The organism is Bacteroidota bacterium (assembly GCA_016715425.1).
Classification (GTDB): domain Bacteria; phylum Bacteroidota; class Bacteroidia; order Chitinophagales; family BACL12; genus JADKAC01.
Map to the genome: position 1 here is coordinate 15,297 of JADKAC010000008.1, position 24,704 is coordinate 40,000.

The following is a 24,704-nucleotide window of genomic DNA, read 5'->3' on the forward strand; positions in this document are numbered from 1 at the left end:
TATATTACACCACTGCAAATAAAGATTATAGGTGATGCATGCAGTTGATTAATTTTGCAACTCAAATTTTAATTTTTAGAATATGCAAATCGAACCATTTCAATATATCAGCAAACTCAGTGACTTTGAAGGAAAATCAGTGGAACTGCGTGGCTGGGTAAGCAACAAGCGTGAAAGTAAAGGACTTGAATTTATTATTTTGCGTGATGGCAGTGGCTTTGTACAATGTGTGGTTGACGAACAAACAATTAGTGCAGAAATGTTTGAAGCAGCTAAAAAACTCACCTTAGAAAGCTCGGTTATTTTAAAAGGCAATGTGGTAAAAGATGAAAAACAAATTGGTGGTTTTGAGATAAAAGTTTCTTCATTAGAAGTAATTCAATATGCAGAAAATTATCCGATTGCTAAAAAAGAACACGGTGTAGAATTTTTAAATGAGAACAGACATATCTGGTTGCGTTCGAAAAAACAATGGGCAATTATGCGGGTGCGCAATCGCATTATCTGGGCAATACATAGTTTCTTTCAGGAACATGATTTTTTGCAAATGGATGCGCCGATTTTTACAGGCAATGCAGTGGAAGGAACTACTACTTTATTTGAAACGGATTTTTTTGGTCAGCCGGCATACTTATCTCAATCAGGCCAGTTGTATGGTGAAGCACTTGCATTGGCGCATGGAAAAATTTATACGTTTGGTCCAACATTCCGTGCAGAGAAATCTAAAACACGCAGACATCTTTCTGAATTCTGGATGATAGAACCGGAGATGGCTTTTTATGATCTGGATATGGATATGGATTTAATAGAAGCATTTTTAAAATCTGTAGTGAATGATATTCTTACACATTGCAAAAATGAATTGGAAATTTTAGAACGGGATACAACGATGTTGCAAAATGCAGTTGACATCACTTTCCCGAGAATACATTATGATGATGCAATAAAAATTATTCGTGGTGAACAAGATGTGGAAGGTCGCAATAGTATAAAAACTCTGGAAGAGGATATGGTAAAATTGCGCACTGAAAAAACAGATTATGAAAAAGAAATTGCAGAGCGTGAACAAAAAATTGCAGCAGGTGGAATGAAAAAAGGAGAGATCAATTTTAATCAGAATAAAATTGATACCATGAAAAACGCAATGAAAGAAATTGATGAAAAACTCGGTAATATTCCGCAATGGTTAGAGAGTGCAAAAAACTTTGAATGGGGTGGTGATTTAGGTGGTAGTGATGAAACTGTTTTAACAAGATTATTTGATTGTCCGGTGATGGTTTATAACTGGCCTACGCAAGTGAAAGCATTTTATATGAAGCGTGATCCGAAGGATGAAAAATATGTGAAAGGTGTAGATGTATTAGCACCTGAAGGTTATGGTGAAATTGTGGGTGGCGCAGAGCGTGAAGACGATTTAGAATTATTAAAAGAGCGCATTATCCATGAAGGATTACCAATGGATGTTTTCGAATGGTATCTGGATTTACGTCGCTTCGGTTCAGTACCACATTCAGGATTTGGTTTAGGATTAGAACGCATGGTGATGTGGTTAACCGGCATTCAGCATATTCGTGAAAGCATTCCATTCCCAAGATCTTATGGAAGATTAAAACCGTAAAGGGAATGAGTAATCAGTAATGAGTTTTTTTAGTGAATAGTGAGTAGTGAATGGTGAATAAAAAAAAATAGTGATGAGTAATCAGTAATGAATTTTATAACCCGAAACGTGAAACTTTTTTGTCAATGGTCAAAGTCAATAGTCAATGTTGCAATGCAAATAGCCAACAGCCAACAGCCAACAGCATTTTTTTAAAACCTGATACCCGATACTCACTACCTGATACTCTTTTTAGTCAATGTTCTAAATCAATCTGTTAATAGCTAAAATTATGAATACTATACCGACAATTAATCTTGCAGATTTTTTATCCGGAGATGCAAAGCGCAAACAAGATTTTGTAAATGCAATTGGCAAAGCTTATCAGGAAGTTGGTTTTGTAGCAGTGCGCAATCATGGTGTAAATAAAAATAGCATTGATGATTTTTATGATGCAGTGCAACATTTTTTTTCTTTACCAGAAACTATAAAACATAATTATGAAATTGACGGACTTGCAGGACAAAGAGGTTATACTTCTTTCGGAAAAGAACATGCAAAAGGAAGTACCGCAGCAGACTTAAAAGAGTTTTGGCAGTTCGGACAAACAGTAACTGATAATGCAGCAATTAAAAATGAATATCCCGATAATGTGGAAGTAAATGAGTTGCCAAATTTTAATTTGTTAGGTGTTGCACTTTATAAAAATTTCGAAAATTCTGGCAGAGAATTATTAAGAGCTATTGCATTGTATTTAGGATTAAATGAAAATTATTTTGATAATAAAATTCATAACGGCAATTCTATTTTGCGGGCAATTTATTATCCGCCGATAACAGAAGAACCTGCATCTGCAGTGCGGGCAGAACAACATGAGGATATTAATTTAATTACTTTATTAGTGGGTGCGAGTGCCGATGGATTAGAAGTAATGAGCACAGAAGGAAATTGGGTGCCGGTGAAAACAGCACCTGATGAAATAGTGGTGAATGTTGGCGACATGTTGCAACGCTTAACCAATAATATTTTAAAATCTACAACACACAGAGTTGTAAATCCACCAAAAGAAAAATGGAGTACACCACGCTATTCCATTCCATTTTTTCTACATCCGAAATCTGATGTTGATCTTACTTGTCTTGCATCTTGTATCAATGAAAATAATCCATTGCAATACGAACCGATTACTGCAGGCGGATATTTAGATGAACGATTGAGAGAGATTGGGTTGAAATAATAATTTACAATGACATTGACTTAAACTGTTGACAAAAAAAGTTTCGGGTTTCAGGTTTCGAGTTAAATATTTCTGTTCGTCTATTCCTAATAGTATCAGGAATTAAGTACCATATATCTGGTTAAGGCTATTGGAAAAAAAACTTAGACTTTTGACTTTGAAAAAAATGTCCAGAGTTCCATATGTCGGGATCATGTTATAAAAGCCACGGCTGATTTTTTTTAATGCCCTATTTACAGTAATTTAGAAATCTCAACTTTATTCTTATTGAAGAATCGGCTACAAACTAAATTAATAATTATCTGCTTTTTTATATTCTGCGGATATATAAATCTTATGGCACAATATAACCTTGTGCCCAATCCAAATTTTGAAGAATATTTACATTGTCCTAATGATCATAGTAATGTTCATCCTCTGGATAATTTTTATGTTTTAAATTGGTTAAGACCCACTAATGGTACTTCTGATTATTTTAATAGTTGTGTTCTGCCTTATAACCAAGTTGGAGTTCCTTTTAATTTATTCTCTGATAATCAACCTGCTCGAAGTGGTGAGGGTTACTGCGGCTTTTTCGTTTATTATGATAAATGTTGTGAAGGTTCTTACAGGGAATATATTCAAACACAATTGATAGATACATTAGAAGCCGATACTATTTATATTGTAGAATTTTGGGTTGCCCCTGCTCATAAATATATGAATAAGGCTGCGTTTACTACGAATGAGGTGGGTGCGTATTTTTCAAAAGAACGTCCTTACTTTGAATATTCTTATACCAAAAATTTAAACTATACTCCTCAAATTTCCAATGACTCTTTAAGTGTAATTATTAATCCCGGTACTTGGACAAGAGTAAGAAATTATTTTAAAGCAACAGGTAATGAAAAATGGATTACAATTGGCAATTTTAAAAATAAAATTAACACAAACATTTTTGAAATTCCAGACTATCCACCAGTAGATAACGATACAATATTTGCCTATTTATTTATTGAAGATGTGTATGTAGTAAAATATTCTGAAATCGTATTAATTGATATAAGTTCTTGTGTTGGCGATACGGTAATTCTGGATGCCTATTTTGGAGGTGCTGAATATTTATGGAGTACAGGGGATACAACTCCCCAAATAAATGTAACTACCAATGGGGAATATTGGGTAAATATTTCATCCAGTCAGGGATTTCTAAGCGATACTGCTGAGGTAAATTTTCTACCTGATACTACCTTTTCTAAAGTAATTGATACATTAATTTGTTTCAATCATTTACCTGCCATTTTAAAAGGCTCAGAATATTACGATTCTTATTTATGGAATACTGGTTCTACAAATAAAAATTTAAATGCTCATACTGAAGGTTTATATATTTTAAATGCAACGCAAGGTTGTAATTTTTTTATAGATAGTTTTTTAGTTTCTATTACACCACAAAAAATTGATTACTTCTATGTACCTGATACTACTTTATGTCCGGGAGATTATTTTACAGTAACTGCGCCTGATGGATTTGAAAATTATATCTGGAATACAGGAGCAACTATACAACAAATTATAATTTATGAAGCGGGAGATTATTGGGTAGCTTATTCTGATAGTTGCTATAATTTCAGTGAAGAGTTTACAGTGAAATTGGATCCATATTCAACTAAAAATTTAGAGCTGGGAGATGATATTGATTTATGTTCTTATACAAATTTTCCTATCACTATTGATGCCGGTGAATGGCCTGCTTATTTATGGAGCAATGGTTCTACAGAAAGATATCTTCAACCCAATAAACCCGGAGAATATTCGGTAACGGTTTATAACAATTGCGGTCAGAAATCCGATACAATTTTTATTAATGATTGTACAGAAGGTACTGAAGATTTATTGCTGATGCCCAATCTTTCTGAAGGTGAATTTTGGTTATTAAATACACCTGCGGAATGGACTCCTCAAACAACAATCTATATATACTCAATGCAAGGTCTTGTTGATAAATTGCAATCCACAATAGATGGGTTTACCCGACTTGATTTGACACAATATATGAAAGGTGCATATTGGATAATTGCCGAAGCTGATGGACGTCAATTTTTCTTTAAAATTATTATTCAATAATTGAAAAAATCATTACTTAATAGATGGCTATTAACTTTTGGTCGTTAGCAATTGGCGAATAAAACATTGACTATTAACTATTGTCCATTGACAAAAAACTCATCACTGATAACTCATCACTGATTTTGGCTATTGGCTATTAGCCGTTAGCTGTTGGCGAAATAACTTTGACTATTGACTAAGAACATTGACAAAAAAAGTTTCGTGTTTCAAGTTTCAGGTTAAAAATTATCGTTCGGCTTTTCATTGCTATTAATCACATCGTATAATTTTTTAATTCTCACATTTGCATATTTATCACATTGGCTAATTGGCTAATCATCCCATCTGCTAATTATTTCAATTTGCACATTAATCACATCGGCTAATTTGCTAATCATCCCATCTGCTAATCATTTCAATTTGCACATTAATCACATTTGCACATTTGCACATCAGCTCATCGGCTAATCAGCTAATCAGCTAATTGATTTGTTCAATGCTTCTCTTTTATTTCCTTTATAATCAACTATGATTACGGAGCGCACATTTTTGTTGATGGTAATAAAATTTGATCGTTGGGAATAATACCCTTCTCCATTATAAAATTCAACTTTTTGTGTGGTGCTATTTGAGTAAGTAATTAACGCATAAATATCATTAGCTTTTACATTAAGTATTTGATCAGATGGATAGCTAAATACTATTGTTTGACTGCTATTAACTCCGGCAATTATAAATGGACTTTTATTCTCTCCACAATTAACAAGTGTAAGAGAACGTGCATCTCCATCACTCCAAAAACCACTTTCTAAACTGCGTATTGGTATAAATGTTCCATCGCCTTTTCCTTCCAATAATAATCCTGTTCCCGCATCATGACGCATTACTAATATTTCTGTCTGATAATAATTTCCCTGACAAAGAATATCTGTAATTCCATCGCCGGTAAAATCATTGCAAATAATTCCAAACACCGGACTCACCTGAGCTTCTACAGGAAGATTGATTTTTGTAAAATTATTATTGCCGTTATTTATTAAAACAGCACTTTCAAATTGATATGCCACTGTATGATATGCATTCGCTAAATTATTTTTTCCAAACATCTCCTCTGTACTCATTTTACCAAAAGAATTCCAATCGGGAATGGCGCTTCTTATTTCCGGATATTGTTCGAGCATACGTTCTCTGAAATGTACCGGATAAGAAATATCATGCTGATAATAACTCATCAACAATCCCTGAAATTCTGTTTCCTGTTTGCTGAAATAATAACCTTCCAATGGTAGAGTTTTTCCTGTTGTTTCGGAGACAGTATTTTTAAATCTTCTATTGGTACCGAAATTTCCAAGTATATAATCAGTATCACCATCATTATCAAAATCAGCTCCGTTTATACTTTGCCACCATCCCTCCATATTTTCAAGATTAGTTTGAGCAGTGATATTTTCAAATGCGGATCCATTATTTTTTAAAAATACAATGGGCATCCAATCGCCGGTAATAAGCAAATCAATATTATCATCATTATCAAAATCGCTCCAGAGTGCTGAAGAAACCATACCGATATTTTTTAATGCCGGTGCAATGCTTTCTGTTACATCAGTAAATATTCCACCATCATTTTGCAGAAGAGCAGAAGAAACAGGCAGCAAATATTTTCCTGGAAATTGTCTTCCGCCAATTAAGAGATCCAGATCACCATCCTTATCAAAATCACATGCAATCACACACGATGTAGGCACAGCAATCTGTGGAATATTTTCGTTCAGCAATACAAAATTTCCATTGCCTGCATTTATATAAAATCTATCGTTATAACATTTGTCGCCGGCCATTTTTTCATTTCCTCCACTACCAATATATAAATCATTGTCGCCATCATTATCCGCATCAAAAATCAATGCAGCAGCATCTTCATAATTAATGTCTGCTTGTAATTTTATATTGCTTGACATAAATTTTCCGGGTGTTATTTGTAGACAAATTTCTCCTTCTTTTTCAAAAGTGCCACCTATATAAATATCATCCAATCCATTTCCATCCAAGTCGCCGGAAGCAGTGCAAGGTCCGGACACACTCATTTTATGTGGTATCAAAAATTCTCGAGTAAAATCTTCGAAATCATTCTCTTTATGTATATAATTAATTCCTGATGATACTTGCTCATCTGTAAAAATGGGACTTCTTTTTTTATGATTTGCAAATACAATATCTGCAGATGCATTTGCATGATCCAACATTACAATTTGATTGCAGGATATACTTTTTAATTCTTGTTTCTTTCCATCTTGCCAGGTTATTTCAACGGTTTCTATGGTTTTATTTTTACCCGTTCCGAAGTGAATAATATTTTCTGTAGTCGAAATAAATCCACGCACATTTGTATGTTGAATATATTGCATGGTGTCATTGTAATATATTTTAATTTTTGTGCCGAGCCCATAAGTATTGGCGCCATAACCTTTCAATTTAAACCGGATATAATTATTTGCTTCCGGATTTTTTTCAGAATTATTTTTATATACATACGGTGTCTCATTTGCATTTGCACAAATAATATCTATATCGCCATCCAAATCGAGATCTGCTGATGCAGCGCCATAAGAAGAAGAGGGATGATAAATGCCCCATTCATCACGCATATCCTTGAAGGTGAGATCACCATTATTTTTAAAAATAAAATTTGGTGTATTCAAAGTGTATCTCGGAATGGAATTAATAAACTTACTATAGATTGTGCTATCATTTATGCGACAAGCTCTGCGCAATTTAGAATAGGTTTCTGTTTCATCAATATTAAAATCCTGCAGATAACCGGTTGATACAAAAAGATCTTTATTACCATCATTATCAAAATCAGTAAAAAATGTTGACCATCCCCAATCTGTAACTCCCACATTTGCTGTTCTGCCAATCTCTGAAAATGTTTTGTTGCCATTATTTATTTTCAGAGAATTTCCTCTGTTTTGATATCCATATCCTGCATTGATTAGTGTGCGCAATATTTCAACTTGCGAAGAAATTTGAAATGTTTTAAAAGAATAATTTTCTTCCATTTCTATATCCACATAATACAGATCTAATAATCCATCATTATTAAAATCCGCAGCATCAGAACCCATTGAACTTACACTATGTCGTTTAATTGCAGAAAGAGATGCATCCGAAAATGTACCATCTCCATTATTGAAATATAAAAAATCATACATACCGAAATCGTTGGCGACATAAATATCCAAATATCCATTTTCGTCGAAATCGGCAACAGTGGCACTTAATCCAAAACCATGATTATTTATTCCTGCTTCAAGATGTACATCTGTAAATGTTCCATCTCCATTATTGCGGTATAATTTATCACTGAGGTTCTTATTATTTTCAATAGTTTGGAAATAATAAATTTTAAATTTATTTATAAAATCCAGAGGATGAGTAACGAGATACATATCCAGATCGCCATCATTATCATAATCAAAAAAGTTAGCTGCGGAACAAGTAACATCTCCGGTTAAACCATATTCTTTTGCTTTTTCAGTAAAGGTGAGATCACCATTATTAATAAATAATTTATTTCCTCTTTTAGCTGGATCCGCCCAACGGGAATTACAGATATAGATATCCAGAAATCCATCGCCATTCACATCCGCAACAGTGGATCCGGATGTCCATTCATAATCATTTTTTGTGATGCCTGCCGTTGCAGAAATATCTTCAAACTGAAGATTTCCTTTATTGATATAAATGCGATGAGGAACCATTACACCCGTAAAAAAAACATCGGGTAATCCATCATTATTAAAATCACCAATATTTACACTTCCTCCATTATAAATAAATGTGTATCTCCAATAGTTATGTTCGTAATTGTCGGGAAGTGTATTTACAAAATTGATTCCGGTAGATTTTCCGGTAAGGATTTCAAATAATTTTCCATTTTCGTTATCGGTAGGTACTATTCTATTCTCATTAATAATTGCAGTTGCCCGTGTTTCTGCTTCCTTTTTTTTAGTAAAAGAACAACTGAAATTTACGCTCAACAATAAAATAGCAAAAAGTGCAATTGATAGCGGGATTAACTTTTTTGATATCGTTATATTCATGAGATATGAAATTTAACTGTGAATGTTGTGCAAGCAAAAATGAAGGTAGTAAAAAAATTGACAATGGACTTTTAAATTGACAATGGACAGTTGACAATGGACAATGAAAAAAAACTCATCATTGATTAATTGGCTGTTGGCCGTTAGCTGTTGGCGAAATAACTTTGACTATTGACTAAGAACATTGACAAAAAGTTTCGAGTTTAGGGTTAAAAATTTATCGTTCGTCTAATCATTGCTATTAATCACATCGTTTAATCGGCTAATGGTTAATTATTTTTATCTACACATTCGCACATCGGCTAATTTGCTAATCAGCTAATCATTTCATCTGCACATTAACCACATTTGCACATTCTCACATTAATCACATCGGCTAATTTGCTAATCAACTAATCGGCTAATTATTTTATTTTCACATCAATCTTAGTTTTTCACAAAGCTTTTCTGCAAAATGTTTCCTGCTGTTTGCAATTCAATGAAATATATTCCTGAAGAATAATTTTTTAAATCAATATTAATTTTTGTTTGAGTGCTAGTTGTTTGAAAAACTATTTCACCAAAAAAATTTCTAATTATTATTTGCTTTTGAGATGGTGAGTTGCAATTGATAATAATAAATGCATCTGTGGGATTTGGAAATAATTGAAAATAAAAAACAGCATTATTTTCTATTGCAGAAACTCCTTCGTCATATAATCCATCGCAATCATCATCCTGCAAATTAAATATTTCAATAGCATCCGGATTTATTTCAGCATTATTATCATTGCAATCGTCACGATTGGTTACAAATCCCTCCGGCATTAATTCACATATATATTCAAAAACCGCAGGATCACCATAGCCATCGCCATCAGCATCTGCATAGTATAATTGTGGATCAGATATTAAATTATTATCATCATCACAATCATTATTCACTGCACTATATCCTTCGGGCGCTTCATTGGCACATATCCATTCACCCGTTGCAGAATTACCAATTCCATCACCATCATTATCCAAATAATATTTTTGAAGATCGTGAATTGTTGAATCGCTATCATCACAATCCCAGGAATTAAATACATAACCATCTACTGCTCCACAATACTCAATTGAAATCAATGAATTACCATAGCCATCATTATCTGCATCCAAGTATAAAGTCCATAAAGTCAACGACTCATCTATTAATCCATCGCAATTATCATCTATATCATTACATACTTCTACAGCACCCGGAAAAATTGTGGAATCGCTATCATTGCAATCCATACTATTAATTGAATAGCCCTCAGGTATTTCACAATACAACCCAAGCAAAGTGGAATCAATATTTCCATACCCATCTGCATCTGCATCTAAATAATAAACTACAGAATCCGAGCATGGATCTATTTTAATTATCCAATAATCATTCAAGCCATTTGAAGCCACGGTTTTATTTCCTGATATACCCGATTTCGTATATCCGCCGAAAATAATTCCACCATCATCTGCAACAATCATATTCATAAAATAATCATCAAGATCGCCACCATAAGTAAAGTCCCATACTTTATTTCCAAAAGTATCAACTCCAATTATCCAATAGTCATAGTTGCCGAAAGAATCATGTGATTTATCATAACCGGCATTTGACCGGGAGAATCCGCCGTAAGCAAAAAGATTTTCATCAATAAATAATCCGGCTCTTATTTTATCTTCATACGTTCCTCCATAGATAGTATCTTCCAGCACATTTCCAACAGAATCAATTAGGATTATCCAGTAGTCGTGATTATCATCAATAGCATCAATTGTTTTATCTCCGCTACTATCAGATCTGGAATGTGCAATTAATTGAATATTGCCGTTTTCCATTTCGTATAAATCATATAAGTATTCATACTTGTTTCCGGCTATTGTATTTTGCCAAACAGTTTCTCCTAAAGAGTCTAATGCAATTATCCAGACGTCATCATTATCATATGATGAGTATTCATCCTTATCACCGGAGATGTTGGAATTAGAATAACCTCCAGCAACAATAGTACTGTCAGAAGTTATTAATAAAGTAGTAAAATCATCTTCATCGTTACCACCAATTGTGTTTTCCCAAATAAGATTTCCATATAAATCAATTCGAACTAACCAATAATCAGAATAGCCCAAACTATTTTCAGATTTAACTCCTGAATTATCTGATCTTGATAATCCACCAAGTATATAGCCATCATTTCCATAGGGCTGAATATCTTTTAATATATCATGGTCGTTACCGCCATAACCTGCTTGCCAAATTATTTCTCCCTCATCATCCACTTTTAAAATCCAGTAATCAGATTTTTGAATTGTATCTATTGTTTTATTTCCTGAAATACCAGAATTGCTTGCGCCACCAATTATATAACCGCCATCAATTGCCGGACAAATAGCATATAAAAAATCGTTGAGTTCACCACCATAAGATTTCTGCCATTCTACTTCCGCATCTGCATTAAATTTAATTACCCAGTAATCACTTAAACCAAATAATTCTGTTGTTTTATTTCCTGTAATTCCGGAAGCAGATGTACCACCCACAATGAAGCCGCCATCGGGACAAGCAACGATTGTATGCAATGAATCATTTCCTAGACCACCATAACTAATTTGCCAAACTATATCTTCCGTTTGAGAAAAAATTATAGTAGTAAAGAAGAGTAAAATAGAAGTGGTTAGAATTTTCATTTTATTATTTATTGGGTTTTTAAAAATAATAAAAAAAAAATTTTAGACTTTTTAAATTGACAATGGACAATTGACAATGGACAATTAAAAAAAACTCATTATTGCTTTATTTATTCACTATTTTAGCTATTGGCCGTTGGCTATTGGCGAAATAACTTTGACTATTAACATAGACGATTGACTAAAAAAACTCATCACTGATTACTGATCACTGATTTTTTTACTCACTGCTCACCACTCACTATAATACCCACTACTTTTTTATACAAATATTATCTGTGATCCATCACCGGCTGCGAGTTCATAAAATTCACCCACGGTTAAAATTCCTTTTACATGATGTGATAAATCTTCGGGTTTTAGTTTAAACATATCTACTGCAAGTTTACATGCATATACTTCACCACCACCAGCTTCAATCATATCTAAAAATTCACTTACAGGAGGCACATCTAATTCTTCCATTTTCTTTTTCATCATTTCACTTGCCATTGCTTCCATACCCGGAACTATACCGAGCAGAGAAGGAAATTGCATACCACCCGGCAAACGCATTGCAGGATTTCCTACAACAGATGTATGCAAATGATCCATAGTTTTTTTTGTGATTGCTTCCAATCCGAAGAAGGTGAAAAACAATCTTGCTTCAATGCCATCCATTACAGCACCATTGGCAAGAACTAATGCAGCATACACATCTTCAAGTGTGCCTTTCGCACAAATGATACAAACTTTTTTTATAGGTTTATCTATCGTTTTCATTGTAATTTTTTTTTATGATTAAACACAACTTGTTGGTTTCGGTACGCCTGCAATTCTTGTTGCATATTTTAATGGTTTACCTGGAAATAATTGATAGAACATTTTCAGATCTACCACACCGGATTTTCCCATACTGCGCATAGTGAGTTGTTCATTATCTGTCAACACACGTTTGCGTATGTAATCAATTACTGCATAATGTATATCTGTAATATTTTCAATGCCCACTTCTTTTGCAATTTCAGGAGCCATCTCCTTTGTCCATTCCGCAGGATTTATAAAAAACCCTTCGTCGTTAATTTCTACAGTTTTTCCTGAATAGATTTTCGTTGCCATAGTATGTTATTTTTTTATTGTTTGATTAAAAGTATTTTTCTCTCCAAAGTTTTTCAGGAATGTTACCAAAAATCCCAATCCTCTTTTTGCTTCCGGTGTATTGAGTTCACGCATCATTTTCCATAGTCCCATTTCTGGAACATTTTCAGTTTCTACACTCTTGAAAATTATAATGGCATTGTTTATTGCCTGCAGCATATCAGGTTGTGTAATGCGTTTTACAGTTTCTAAAATATATACCACATTATCTCCCAATGCATGTATATCTTCTGCACTAAAATGTTGCACAACACGATTGCCAACATAACCTAATTCTTTTAAAAAACGGAAGTAACCGATGTGATCCAGTTCTGTAATTTTTTCTGTGATATCCATTCCCGCTAACTGAATAATTCTACCCGCATCTTCTGCAAGATCAGTTGCGCTTTCCAGCAAATCGAATACAGTATTTATGTTATCAATATTGCGCATTGCACGCACTAATAATTCTGTTACTGCTTCTGAATTTATTTGTACACCATTGTCTTCCAACATTTCTGTTGCAGATTGCATCACTTCTTTTGAAACATGCGTAACATCTTCTTCAAGATCATTCCATTTTTCTTTTTGCAGTTTCTGCTCCATCATTTCTTCCATGATGAAATCTAATTTGCGATTAATATTTGCAATCTGTTGTTCTATTTTTAATTCTGCGGTTTCCATTATGCTACAATATTTTTTCCGGCTTCACTCATATCTCTGCTGATAGGTAATTCTTTTCCTTTCAATAACATGTGCCAATAAATCCAGCGAAACATCAGCTTACCGTAGTGATTAAATTTTGAACCTTTCAATAAAGTCAGAGGTCCAATTCCCGGTAATGGAAATGTACCGGTGAGCGGTTCGGTATTGTAATTAAAATCGAGAAGTGCAGCTTCACCATTACCCATTTCCACAAAACAATTTGCATGGCCGTCGAAGCTAGCAGTAAGCGGCATTCCATCCATAGCACTCAATAGATTTTCGTGCAATACTTCACTGGAAAAATGCACCACAGAACCCGCTTTACTTGTAGGCAGATTTGCTGCATCACCTAACACAAAAACATTTGGAAACAACTCTGATTGAAGTGTATGTTTATTTGTTTTTACAAAACCAAAATCATCATCCAATCCGCTGTTCATTATTGCTTCTGCACCAAAGTGTAAAGGAATAGTTACCAATACATCAAAAGCTACTTCAGCACCACCATAATCCACTATTTTTTTCTCTGCATTATTTACTTCTGAAATATAAAAATCGGGTACAACATGAATTTGTTTTTCTTCTAACATGTAACCGAGAATAGATGAAGCAGTTGGTTTTGTAAATGCACCGGATAGCGGAGTAACATAAAATATTTCTACATTATCACGCATGCCTTTTTTGCGGAAATAATCATCGGCAAGAAAAGCAAACTCCAAAGGAGCCACCGGACATTTAATCGGCATGTCGGCAATATTGATTACTAATTTACCGCCTTGCCAATGTTTTAAAAATGCAGCGAGTTTTACAGAACCATCATAAGTATAAAAATCAAAAATAGATTTCTGCCATTCGCTGTCTATCATGCCCGGAGTTTCTTCCGGAGCGATACGTGTTCCGGTTGCGATAATTAAAAAATCATATAGCAATGTTTTACCATCGTTGAGCGATACTGTATTATTTTCTGCATCTATCTTTTCAATTTTCGAAAAAATGCGATTCACTCCTGCGGGAAGAAAATTTATTTTTGGTTTAAAGGCATCTTCTTTTTTATAAATACCAAAGGGAATAAATAAAAATGCCGGTTGATAGTAATGCACTTTATCTTCATCCACAATGGTGATGTCCCATTCGTTACGATCCAGATCTTTGCGCATTTTATTTGCCATCATCGTACCACCAGTTCCTGCACCCAGTATCAGTAATTTTTTCATAATAATATGTTTTGATTTGCTGCCATAATAAGGGCTATAACAAAGCAACAACAGAATACTATTAGCAACTGCAACCGCAGTTACATAAGGGTATGATTAATATCACTAAATGAGGGAAATAAAAAAAGCCGCATCGAGGAGTGATGCGGCTTATGTACTAACAAATTAAAAAAGACTACTATTCTATCACTATGAACTGATTTACTAAATGTGCTTCTGTTTGAATATGTAAAATATACTGACCTGCACTTATAGAAGAAACATCAATTGCATTTGTACCATTTGTAAGGTTATGTAATTGCATTACTGATTTACCCGTTACATCAGATATTTCTGCAAACAAAATATCATTTGCGGATTGCACATATATGGTATTATGTGCTGCCGGATTTGGATACACATTTATTCCTGCTGCTTGTGCTTCTGTAATTGACGTAGTTTCTGCTACGGGGAAAGTAATACCGGTTGCTGAAACTGGCACTTCATCTCTATTCAATTTAATTGCCTGAATATCGCCAAACTGAAAATCAACTTCATCAGACATTGCACCACCTGAAATATTATCAATTACCACCACATCCATTCTTGCAATCTGTCCGTTGCCATCGGTATTATTTCTGTCTTTACGAACAATACCGGATACCACTAATTTTTCTGATGCATTTGTTTTGCTTATTGATAATTTTTCAGTGGATGAAGCTAACCATGAATCATCAAATACTACTTTTAAACTTTCACCCAAAACAGATTCGCCTGTTGCAGTAATTGTAAAACGAATACCATAAATTTCATCTACTGAATTAATCGCATCACCCAACATAATTGGAATTTGATTTAAACCAACATTTAATTCATCAAATGCAGGATCAAAATATAATTCCACATCACTAGCTGAAGTGCGTAGCGTATTTAATGGATGATCTAATCCTAAATTATCAGCAACGGCAGTTGTATCATCATCATTAATAATTCCATCACCATTACAATCGGTATATTTCAAATCATTTAATACATACCAATATAATGTATCTGGTTCCATCCATGCACGGCTCAGTTTACCACTCCAGTCAATACTCATATCATCTCTTGTAAAACCATCTGCACCGTAGTTGATTCCAATTTCAAATAAATCGGAAGCATCAGCAAGTCCATCATTATTTGCATCACCCGGCCAAACGCAATTGAAAATACAATCGGGGAATGAACCATCTGCATTAGATTTAATTACTGTAAATCTTTGATTGCAATCTTCAAGATATTGACGACCTGCGAGTATATAACCACCATCAGCAGATTTTTGTACATCCCAAATTTCCATACCTGTTTCGCCAAAGCCCCAAGTACAATTAATAATTGGAATTAATATTGAATCCACTTGATTACCATCTTCATCTAAAACCCAACCATGTGTGCTGTTATCACCTGCATTTTGAGTCCATACCATATAAGTGTCTGCGTCTAATTGTGTTACATGTGCACCTTCTTCGTATTCTGCACCATGGTTATAATACTGTAACCATTCTAGATTTCCATCAGCATCTATTTTTCTTAAACTTCCTGAATAACCTACGAGGGTATCTAATGCAGAACCTGCAAGTAGGTAACCACCATCATCAGATGTTTGTAAACCATTCAAATATTGACCATACTCCCACTTATCCACACCATGCGCATAATCTTGAGTCCACTCTAAATTTATATCACTATCGAATTTGTGAATTGTTCTATAATCTGTTTTACCACATGAAAATGCAAAACCACCATCCGCAGTTGCTACCATACCGGTTTCTTTATAATCGTAATAGGAAAAACCCCAACCGCTAATTGTATCTGCTGCAATAGAGTAAGTGTTTAATAAAGATCCATCAGATGATACTTCGGCAATATGATAAAATAAATCTTCGCCCAATCCCACTGTTGCAAACCTACCATCACTTAATTCTACAGCAGCGCCGTAGTATAAAGAACCAAAACCGGCTGCAAAATCGGATTCCCATTCTATAATTCCATCAGAATCTAATTTGTAAAATGCAGGTGACCCAAAGTCCGCAATACCATAAACTACACAGCCCCCATCTAAAGAAGGAAATATATTTTGACCGGTAAAATATCCGAAAGAAAGTCCGGAACCATCATTGGACCAAGCCACAGCGCCATCGCTATCGAGCTTCACAACATAGTTATCGGAATAAGAAAAGCCTGTAATGTCATAGACAAGACCAATTGCAAATACGCTTCCATCGGACGATTCAGCAACATCCTGCACCCAATGTCCGGGAGTTGCATAGCCCCAGCCTTGTGAATTAGCAGTATTAGTAAAGACTAATGCTGTGAGAATTAATAATAAGTTGAATAATTTTTTCATAATAAAATATTTAAAGAGTTACAGAGAGTATTAATCAGGTACAAATCTGAGACATCCTATGCTTAATAAAAAGTACAGATTATTGCCTTTATATGAATTGGTTTAGCCTTAATATGCACATAAATCATTGATTTAAAAAGTTTTACCGATAAATTTTTCATTCAGAAATAGAAAATTCTACTTTATTCTAGTAAAATATTTTTGAGCTATTACTGTATCTGAGTTTATCCGTACTACATAATTACCTTCCGGCAAGTCAGCAATATCAATTGAAATTAAATCTGTAGTAGTGAATTGCGCTTCAAAGATCAGTGAACCAGTTAAAGACCAAACGCTATAATTACCATTTTGAGTTGTAGGCATTTGAATCTGTAAAACTGTATTTGCAGGATTTGGAAATAATTGAACTCCATTATTAGTAATTGCATCAATTCCGTTTAATACAGGATAATCTGTTGTTGCTCCGCTAATTTCCAACTCTTCATTTGTTGCAGTGATTGCTCTTACGTTGTCAATTTGAATTTGAAAATCATCTGTTAATGCTTCATCATAGTAAAAATGTAAGTCAGCAACTTTACCATGCGTAGAAATATTTGTTTGATCTTTTCTAACTAACCCTGCATGTACTAAAATATTTGCACTTTCAGCAATTGCTAAAGACATCAGTTCATCATCTGTTCCTAATACCGATTCATTAAAGGTGATACTTACAGTTAATGGATCAATATAATAAGAAGTGATAGTTGCATCGAAACGCAAACCATAAATTGCATCAATATCGCTACCGACATTTTCCAACATAATCGGAATTGATATCATTCCACCTCCAATTATATCAATATCCGGACTTGCCCTTAATACTATATCAGTTACAGAAGTTTTCATTGAAAATAAAGCATGTTCAAATCCAAAGTTTAAAACAATTGCAGCCGTATCATCTTCTGAAATAATACCATCACCATTGCAATCAGCATATTTATAATCAGTTCCTGTCAATGTAGAATCACCCCAAGCATCAGAAGCATGACCATACCATTCAATTGAAGCATCATCTCTTGTGCTGCCTTCAGTTCCATATACCAAACCAATAGCAAGCAAATCATCCATATCGGCATTGCCATTATTATCTGCATCACCGGGCCATACACAATTGAAAATGCAATCGGGTAAATTTCCTGCTACATTCGATTTAATAACAGTAAAATAATTATTTGTTGCACCTGTAGGATCTGTAGAAATCATTCCAGATAACATAATACTTCCGTCTGAATCTGCTTTTATTCTATTCAGATACATTACTTCTGCTGGCGCATATAAGGAGCTAGAAATAACATCACCGGTTTCAGTTAGGTGAAATAGTTGTGCTTCTCTTGTTAAGTCAGGAAAAATATAATCGCCACCACCTTCAATTAAATAAATACTGCCGTCAGTCATTTCAGCAACATCATAACCGGTGGCAAACGTATAGATCGCTTCATAATATTGCAGCCATTCCATTTCACCTGAAGCATTTGTTCGCAACACAAAAGTTTCCTGCTCAGTAAAAAAATCTGAACTCTGATTATATCCTGAAATTAAAAATCCATTATCTGCAGTTGCGCAAATTCCTTCGGCATTAGCATCATCTGTTGTGCTATACATATTACTCCAATCCATAGATAAATCCTCAGCATATTTTACAATATAAGATACCGTGGTAAATGCAGGAGAAGTAAGTGCTGCACCTGTAATTGAAAATCCACCATCGGTAGTTGGGGTTATGTCTGCTATCGAAGAAATGAAAATTAAATCTGGTGAAAGTGTATCACTGGAAATATATTCCAATAAAGAACCATCATCACTTGATACTTTTAATATGGTGAAATAATTACTTAAGAAATGTGTGCCGATAAAAGCAATATTGCCATCTCCTAGCAATACACTTTTATTTGAAAAGATGGGTGATGAAATAGTGTCAGACCATGCAGCAGATGTCCATAATAAATCACCACTTGCGTCCAGTTTTGCAAAAAATGGTGTTGCAAAATAAGTATCCTGACCAGCTATAATAAATCCACCATCATCATCAGATAAAATATTGTAGGCATAATCATGAAAGTCGGGATGATCAATTATTGTTTCCCATTCATTAACTCCGCTTGCATTTATTTTAGTTACATAAAATGAAGGTTCAGAAGAAAGCCATCCGCAGGCAACAATTCCACCGTCTGCAGTTTCTGCAATATCCGATGCCTGACCATAAAATTCACACTCTGTTAATGAGACCCATTGCGAATAACTGTTAAAAGAAATTGTTATCGAAATAACTGTCATTGTAATTAAGTAAAGATTTTTCATAATGAATAAATAAAGTTGAAATAGAATTATGCATTTAAAGGTAATAAAAAAGGTCATGAAATTCATGACCTTTCTCTCTGTAACCACCAGAATTATTATTGGCGGATTAATTTTTCACTAACAAAAGTTTCATTGCTTAACATTTCTAAAATATATGTGCCGGCAGGTAATGATTCTATTGAAATATTACCATCTAAAATCTGATCGGCATTGTAATTTATAATGGTTCTGCCTGTAATATCTTTTATTGAAATATATTCAAAATCATTCATATTGCCTTCCAGATGTAAAATATCTCCGGTAGCAGGATTCGGATAAATACTAATTTCATTGTTATTCTGATTTTCAATTCCTGTTGTTTCTTCAGTTTCCACAACAACATTACTGCCTTGCACTGCAAGCTCGTTCCAATCAACATCAATTGCACGTACATCGGAAATTGTGAATGAAGCACTACCTGTCGAAATACCTGCGATATTATCAATCACAACAAAATTTAAGGTGCCTATTGTTCCATTTCCTGTTGCATTCAATTGATTATTACGCACAATAGCAACATCTAATTTATTCACATCTGTATTATTTTTTCTGAATGTAATTAATTCAGGTTCGCTGCCAAACCAACTTTCCATAGATTGAAAACTTACACTGCTTGATTCTATATTTTCACTTTCATAAGTAATTGTAAAACGCAATCCATAAATCGCATCAGCATAATTAATTGCATCACCCAAAATCACAGGTAAACTGTTTGATCCCAGGGGTAATTCTGTTTCTGGTGCATCAATGAATAATGGAATTTCTCCACCCGATGTTTTTAAAACAAACACCGGATGTTCCGAACTATAATTTACACTCACTGCGGTGGTATCGTCATCGTTAATTGTTCCATCACCATTACAGTCTGCATATTTATTTTCATCACCACCAATTACGGGATCCACCCAAGAATCTGCTGCATGTGCATACCAACCGATAGACATATCATCTCTTGCAGAACCGGTAGTACTTGATAACACACCAATAGAAAGTATATCATCTGTGTTTGCAATGCCATCATTATTTGCATCACCCGGCCAAACACAATTATACATACATGCAGGTAAATCACCTGATGCACTAGATTTCTGAACAAAGAAATGATGATCGTATTCAGGAGCCATTACATCAGTGGTTCTAATTTTTCCGCAAAAAGCAAATCCACCATCTGATGTTCCAATTATACTATAAATCCAATTGCTTTCAGATGCAGCTACTTCTTTGCGATCAGTTTCATCGCCATCGCTGTCAATAAATACAATCTCGGGAGTTCCATAATACAGATACATATCATCCAGATTTACATGCGTCATCACATAATTGCCATCATTTAATTGAGCAATATCATATGCATAGGCGACATAATCGGAACTTGTAGCATTATAGTTATTTGACCATTCCTCTGTTCCGTCTGATGTTGTCTTAACCACACCTGTTTGACCACCAAAATAATCGTAAGCAGAAATTGCAAAACCATCATCACTAGTGCTGCAAATACCATAAGCTTCCATAGCTGTTAAAGAAGGATATAACTCTAACCACTCCTGTGCGCCATCACTATCAAACTTCCAGATGTAAGGCATCCATGTTGATCCACCTTGCAATGCTCCACCACTCACAGCAAAGCCATCATCAGAAGGTGATTCTACTAAGTCATATCCGGAAATAACCATGTTAGAACCAACAGTTAAAGAATGATCAATTTCAGAAATTAAGGATCCATCGGAATTTACCATAAACACAACATACTGTGTTGGAATTGAAGAATCAAAACTTGCAAGAACGATTGTTCCATCGGATTGCACATACCCTGTTGGCTGCGGGCAAACTCCAAGTGTAACGCCTGAACTCCATGCTTCACTTGTCCATACTACATTGCCATCAAAATCTAATTTAATAATTAAGGGACGAGTATAGCCTCCACAAAAAACAACATAGCCATCAACAGCTCCATCTACTGAGCCTGCACTAATATCACCAATGTCAGTACTCGGACTTTCAATTGCTACTTCCCAGATTAAATTACCTGAGGCATCATGTTTAGTTACCCTTATAGGTCCAGCACCTCCGAATGGCCAATCAGAAAAACCCCCAACTGTAATAATATTACCTGAGGCATCTTCATACAACTCATTGGCTGTTGTATTTAAATCAGGTGTTGTATTTACATATGACCATTGAGCTGATGCGCCTGTATATATACAGAGTGCAAAAGCAATTGCAAAAGAGTAGAAGAATTTTTTCATAGTCTAAATTTAATTTGTTTCAGCAAATATCTGTCTGATTATAATAACAAACCAATACTTCTTACTAAAATTGTAAATAATATTGTGTTATGAAATTTTTATAAATCATTATATTTCAATAGTATATTTAATCATTAATTAAACACTTATAGATTGTCAATTCCAAAAGTTATTAGTGCGCTCCATTCACTTTCGCAGGCAAAACGCAAACGATTCAGTAAATTTTTGCATAGCCCCTATTTTAATACACGATTAAAAGTGATTGCCTTAGGTGACTATATCACTGAATTGCAAAGCGAGGAGGATTGGGATTCTGCAACTGCTTTTGATCTTGTTTTTGGGAAAAAGAAATTTGAACCACTGCCATTAAATAATGTGTTGAGTGATCTCTATAAATTATTAGAACGGTTTCTGCGCATTGAAGCAATGGAGCAAGCGGATGATTTGAAGCATGCTGCCGAAGTAAAAGGAATTTTAAATATCAGTGCGCCTTCAGTTACAAAAGCATTTTTGCGAAAAAAAGAAAAACAAGACAGGCAAGATCCGTTTGGCAAATATCAACTCTATAAATTATCTGATCAATTTCATTTTCAGCAGACACGCAAAAACAATAATGATGATTTAATTGCAAGTCAGAAAAATTTTACAACACATTTTTTACAACAACAATTACGGACTTGGTGCGAACTGCTGAACAGAAGTAATATTCTATCATTAGAATTTGATAAAAATGAATTATCGAAATTTAAAACTGTACTCAACCAATTTGAAGATGATCTACAAAAAAATCCGAGCATACATTTATATTATTCCATTTTTCAATGGCTGAATAATCCTGCTGACGACGATTGGTATATTGGATTTCCTGAAAAATTAATTGCACACTTAGATAAGTTATCAGAAAATAATGCGAAAGAAATTTGTGCTTATGTTCAGAACTATTGTGTGAAACGTATAAATGAAGGCAAGGAAAATTTTCTGCGTGAATTATTTAATTTATTTCGGTTGATGATTGAAAAAAATTTAATTACGGATAACAATTCCCTATCGCAATGGACTTATAAAAATATTGTTACTACAGGATTGCGATTAAAAGAATTTGAAGAAACAGAACAGTTTATTCACGAGTGGTATATTAAACTTCCGGAAGCCGTGAGAGATAATGCATATCAATATAACCTTGCAGTATTGCATTATGAAAGCAAGCAATATAAAAGAGCAATGCAGTTGCTGAACAAAGTGCATTTCACCGACCCAAATTATTATTTAGATGCAAAATGTATTCTGTTAAAAATTTATTTTGAACAAGAAGCTTTTGAAGCAATTCATACATTAAAGGACACTGTAAAAATTTATTTGCTTAGAGAAAAACTGTTGAGTAAAAATCAAAAACAACTGTATAAAAATTTATTTAATTATACTTTAAAATTATATCGCTTAAAATATGAAAGCGGTTATTTACCTGACGAAAAATTACAAGCCGCTTTACAAAAACTCACACATGAAATTCAACAAAATGAATTGGTGGCAAACAAGGCGTGGCTGAATCGAGTGGTGAGTGGTGAATAGTGAATGGTGAATGGTGAGCAGTGAGTAGTGAGTTGTGAGTAGTGAGTAGTAAGTTGTGAGTAGTGAGTAGTGAGCAGTGAGTGAAAAAAAATAAATAATCAGTAATCAGTAATGAGTTTTTTTAAAGTCAAAGTCAATAGTCAAAGTTATTTCACCAATAGCTAACTGCCAACAGCCAATAGCCAATAGCCATTTAATATGTGATGAGTTTTTCTTCATTGTCAATTGTCAACTGTCAATTGTCAATTTATAAAGTCAATTAAACCTATAAATCTCTTTTGTTAGTTACCTGCCAGTTTATAATAAAAAACAACAGTGTATAAACAAGTCCGACACCAATTGCTAACAGAGCAGGTGCCGATTGTGCATCTTCTCCCATGCTGCGAATGAGTACGTAGGGAGAATTAATAAGCTTCACAAACATATTACTTACGGGCAGATAATCATTACAGCAATCTCTCAATATTGCTTTATTAATTATTACATCCAGTGGGAAAATAAATACTAAAAATAAAAGTGTTGCAACACCGGAGCGTTTAAAAATTGTTCCGAATAAAAATGCCAGTGATAATAAACAAATGCATTGCACAAAATAGGCAAATATTAAACTGCTGCGTTCCATTGCAGTTTGTAAAGTTGCGCCATCCGTATAATTCATTCCCGCAATTACAGTTCCTGCAAAAACAAGTATGGTAGAGAATATTGCAAACGTAAATAACAACAATATTTTTCCTGCTACTACTTCATTGCGACTTAATCCGTCAATAACATTTTGCCTTATTGTTTTATAAGAATATTCATTCGTTGTAACAAAAATTACAAGTATGCCGAGAATGATATTAAAAATTCCGGCGAAGTATAAATAGTAATTCCAGATGTTTGGAAAAGCCAGTACATTAAAAATGGAATTCATATCCTGATTATCCACTTGCACTACACTGCGACCTGTCATCAGGAAACCTAATTGCAATAAAATGTAAATAATAAATAATACTCTGAACGACCTGTAAGGCCAAAGTTTCATAAACTCTATCTGTAATAAGCGTATCATACTTTATTAGCTGTTAATTCTAAAAATTGTTCTTCTAAACGTTTCTTTCGTTGCGCAAAATGATATATCGAAATACCGGATTGAACAAGATGTGTATTAATGGATGCAGGATTTAATTCTTCATTTAATGTTACCAACCACACATTACCTTGTCGTATAATTTGTTGAATACCTGCAAACCCTTTCAACAATGTTTCAATGCGTTCCATATCGCTTCCGGCAATTTCAATTTGAATAGCATTATGCACTATTTCATTTACTCCGCCTTCTGCCAGCAACACACCATTTTTTATTACTGCAACATGCGTACATACTTTTTCAACTTCATCCAATAAATGAC

Annotated in this window: 15 protein-coding genes (1 of these 15 only partly in view); 4 read left to right on the top strand and 11 right to left on the bottom strand. The window is 34.1% G+C overall.

Annotation, left to right across the window (positions count from 1 at the left end):
* Positions 1-82: 82 nt before the first annotated feature.
* From IPN31_14250 to IPN31_14260, 3 genes are all read left to right on the top strand, one after another.
* A complete protein-coding gene (locus IPN31_14250; protein ID MBK8683037.1) occupies positions 83-1,618 on the top strand; it encodes an asparagine--tRNA ligase in 1,536 nt (511 codons plus the stop codon).
* A 271-nt stretch (positions 1,619-1,889) separates the two neighbouring features.
* Positions 1,890-2,834: an isopenicillin N synthase family oxygenase gene (locus tag IPN31_14255; GenBank protein MBK8683038.1), complete on the top strand. Its 945-nt coding sequence runs from the start codon at positions 1,890-1,892 to the stop codon at positions 2,832-2,834.
* A 336-nt stretch (positions 2,835-3,170) separates the two neighbouring features.
* Entirely contained in the window at positions 3,171-4,940 is a 1,770-nt protein-coding gene (locus tag IPN31_14260) for a T9SS type A sorting domain-containing protein (GenBank protein ID MBK8683039.1), read from the top strand.
* A 458-nt stretch (positions 4,941-5,398) separates the two neighbouring features.
* On the opposite strand, the gene IPN31_14265 is transcribed toward IPN31_14260, so the two are convergent.
* The 9 genes from IPN31_14265 to IPN31_14305 form a co-directional block, all read right to left on the bottom strand.
* On the bottom strand, positions 5,399-9,025 hold the full coding sequence (locus IPN31_14265) for a VCBS repeat-containing protein (protein ID MBK8683040.1): 3,627 nt from the start codon (positions 9,023-9,025) through the stop codon (positions 5,399-5,401).
* Positions 9,026-9,451: 426 nt separating this feature from the next.
* Positions 9,452-11,722 (bottom strand): T9SS type A sorting domain-containing protein, encoded by a 2,271-nt coding sequence (locus IPN31_14270; protein MBK8683041.1) that lies wholly within the window; start codon positions 11,720-11,722, stop codon positions 9,452-9,454.
* A 261-nt stretch (positions 11,723-11,983) separates the two neighbouring features.
* Complete coding sequence (locus IPN31_14275; protein ID MBK8683042.1) at positions 11,984-12,484, bottom strand: DsrE/DsrF/DrsH-like family protein; 501 nt, start codon at positions 12,482-12,484, stop codon at positions 11,984-11,986.
* Between the two features lie 18 nt (positions 12,485-12,502).
* Positions 12,503-12,820, bottom strand: coding sequence for a TusE/DsrC/DsvC family sulfur relay protein (locus tag IPN31_14280; GenBank protein MBK8683043.1), 318 nt, complete (start codon positions 12,818-12,820; stop codon positions 12,503-12,505).
* A 6-nt stretch (positions 12,821-12,826) separates the two neighbouring features.
* On the bottom strand, positions 12,827-13,522 hold the full coding sequence (locus IPN31_14285) for a DUF1641 domain-containing protein (GenBank protein ID MBK8683044.1): 696 nt from the start codon (positions 13,520-13,522) through the stop codon (positions 12,827-12,829).
* Complete coding sequence (locus tag IPN31_14290; protein ID MBK8683045.1) at positions 13,522-14,757, bottom strand: NAD(P)/FAD-dependent oxidoreductase; 1,236 nt, start codon at positions 14,755-14,757, stop codon at positions 13,522-13,524. The genes IPN31_14285 and IPN31_14290 overlap by 1 nt, the downstream gene beginning before the upstream one ends.
* Before the next feature lie 178 nt (positions 14,758-14,935).
* Complete coding sequence (locus IPN31_14295; protein ID MBK8683046.1) at positions 14,936-17,122, bottom strand: T9SS type A sorting domain-containing protein; 2,187 nt, start codon at positions 17,120-17,122, stop codon at positions 14,936-14,938.
* 177 nt (positions 17,123-17,299) lie between these two features.
* Complete coding sequence (locus tag IPN31_14300) at positions 17,300-19,459, bottom strand: T9SS type A sorting domain-containing protein (GenBank protein ID MBK8683047.1); 2,160 nt, start codon at positions 19,457-19,459, stop codon at positions 17,300-17,302.
* A 95-nt stretch (positions 19,460-19,554) separates the two neighbouring features.
* A complete protein-coding gene (locus IPN31_14305; GenBank protein MBK8683048.1) occupies positions 19,555-21,744 on the bottom strand; it encodes a T9SS type A sorting domain-containing protein in 2,190 nt (729 codons plus the stop codon).
* Positions 21,745-21,897: 153 nt separating this feature from the next.
* On the opposite strand from IPN31_14305, the gene IPN31_14310 reads away from it, so the two are divergent.
* Positions 21,898-23,313, top strand: coding sequence for a hypothetical protein (locus IPN31_14310; GenBank protein MBK8683049.1), 1,416 nt, complete (start codon positions 21,898-21,900; stop codon positions 23,311-23,313).
* Between the two features lie 265 nt (positions 23,314-23,578).
* On the opposite strand, the gene IPN31_14315 is transcribed toward IPN31_14310, so the two are convergent.
* The gene (locus IPN31_14315) at positions 23,579-24,364 is read right to left on the bottom strand and encodes an ABC transporter permease (protein MBK8683050.1); all 786 of its coding nucleotides are present in this window, start codon (positions 24,362-24,364) and stop codon (positions 23,579-23,581) included.
* On the bottom strand, positions 24,361-24,704 hold the final stretch of the coding sequence (locus IPN31_14320) for an ATP-binding cassette domain-containing protein (GenBank protein MBK8683051.1). 553 nt of this gene lie beyond the right edge of the window; 344 of the gene's 897 nt are visible here — the last part of the coding sequence; its start codon lies off the right edge, out of view; it ends in the stop codon at positions 24,361-24,363. Before IPN31_14320 ends, IPN31_14315 begins: the two co-directional genes overlap by 4 nt.

What these genes read in the sequence shown, in the direction of transcription:
- IPN31_14250 (MBK8683037.1), top strand. Translation starts at nt 83, where the DNA reads ATGCAAATCGAACCATTTCAATATATCAGCAAACTCAGTGACTTTGAA.
- IPN31_14270 (MBK8683041.1), bottom strand. Translation starts at nt 11,722, where the DNA reads ATGAAAATTCTAACCACTTCTATTTTACTCTTCTTTACTACTATAATT.
- IPN31_14315 (MBK8683050.1), bottom strand. Translation starts at nt 24,364, where the DNA reads ATGATACGCTTATTACAGATAGAGTTTATGAAACTTTGGCCTTACAGG.
- IPN31_14300 (MBK8683047.1), bottom strand. Translation starts at nt 19,459, where the DNA reads ATGAAAAATCTTTACTTAATTACAATGACAGTTATTTCGATAACAATT.
- IPN31_14260 (MBK8683039.1), top strand. Translation starts at nt 3,171, where the DNA reads ATGGCACAATATAACCTTGTGCCCAATCCAAATTTTGAAGAATATTTA.
- IPN31_14295 (MBK8683046.1), bottom strand. Translation starts at nt 17,122, where the DNA reads ATGAAAAAATTATTCAACTTATTATTAATTCTCACAGCATTAGTCTTT.
- IPN31_14280 (MBK8683043.1), bottom strand. Translation starts at nt 12,820, where the DNA reads ATGGCAACGAAAATCTATTCAGGAAAAACTGTAGAAATTAACGACGAA.
- IPN31_14275 (MBK8683042.1), bottom strand. Translation starts at nt 12,484, where the DNA reads ATGAAAACGATAGATAAACCTATAAAAAAAGTTTGTATCATTTGTGCG.
- IPN31_14255 (MBK8683038.1), top strand. Translation starts at nt 1,890, where the DNA reads ATGAATACTATACCGACAATTAATCTTGCAGATTTTTTATCCGGAGAT.
- IPN31_14290 (MBK8683045.1), bottom strand. Translation starts at nt 14,757, where the DNA reads ATGAAAAAATTACTGATACTGGGTGCAGGAACTGGTGGTACGATGATG.
- IPN31_14305 (MBK8683048.1), bottom strand. Translation starts at nt 21,744, where the DNA reads ATGAAAAAATTCTTCTACTCTTTTGCAATTGCTTTTGCACTCTGTATA.
- IPN31_14265 (MBK8683040.1), bottom strand. Translation starts at nt 9,025, where the DNA reads ATGAATATAACGATATCAAAAAAGTTAATCCCGCTATCAATTGCACTT.
- IPN31_14285 (MBK8683044.1), bottom strand. Translation starts at nt 13,522, where the DNA reads ATGGAAACCGCAGAATTAAAAATAGAACAACAGATTGCAAATATTAAT.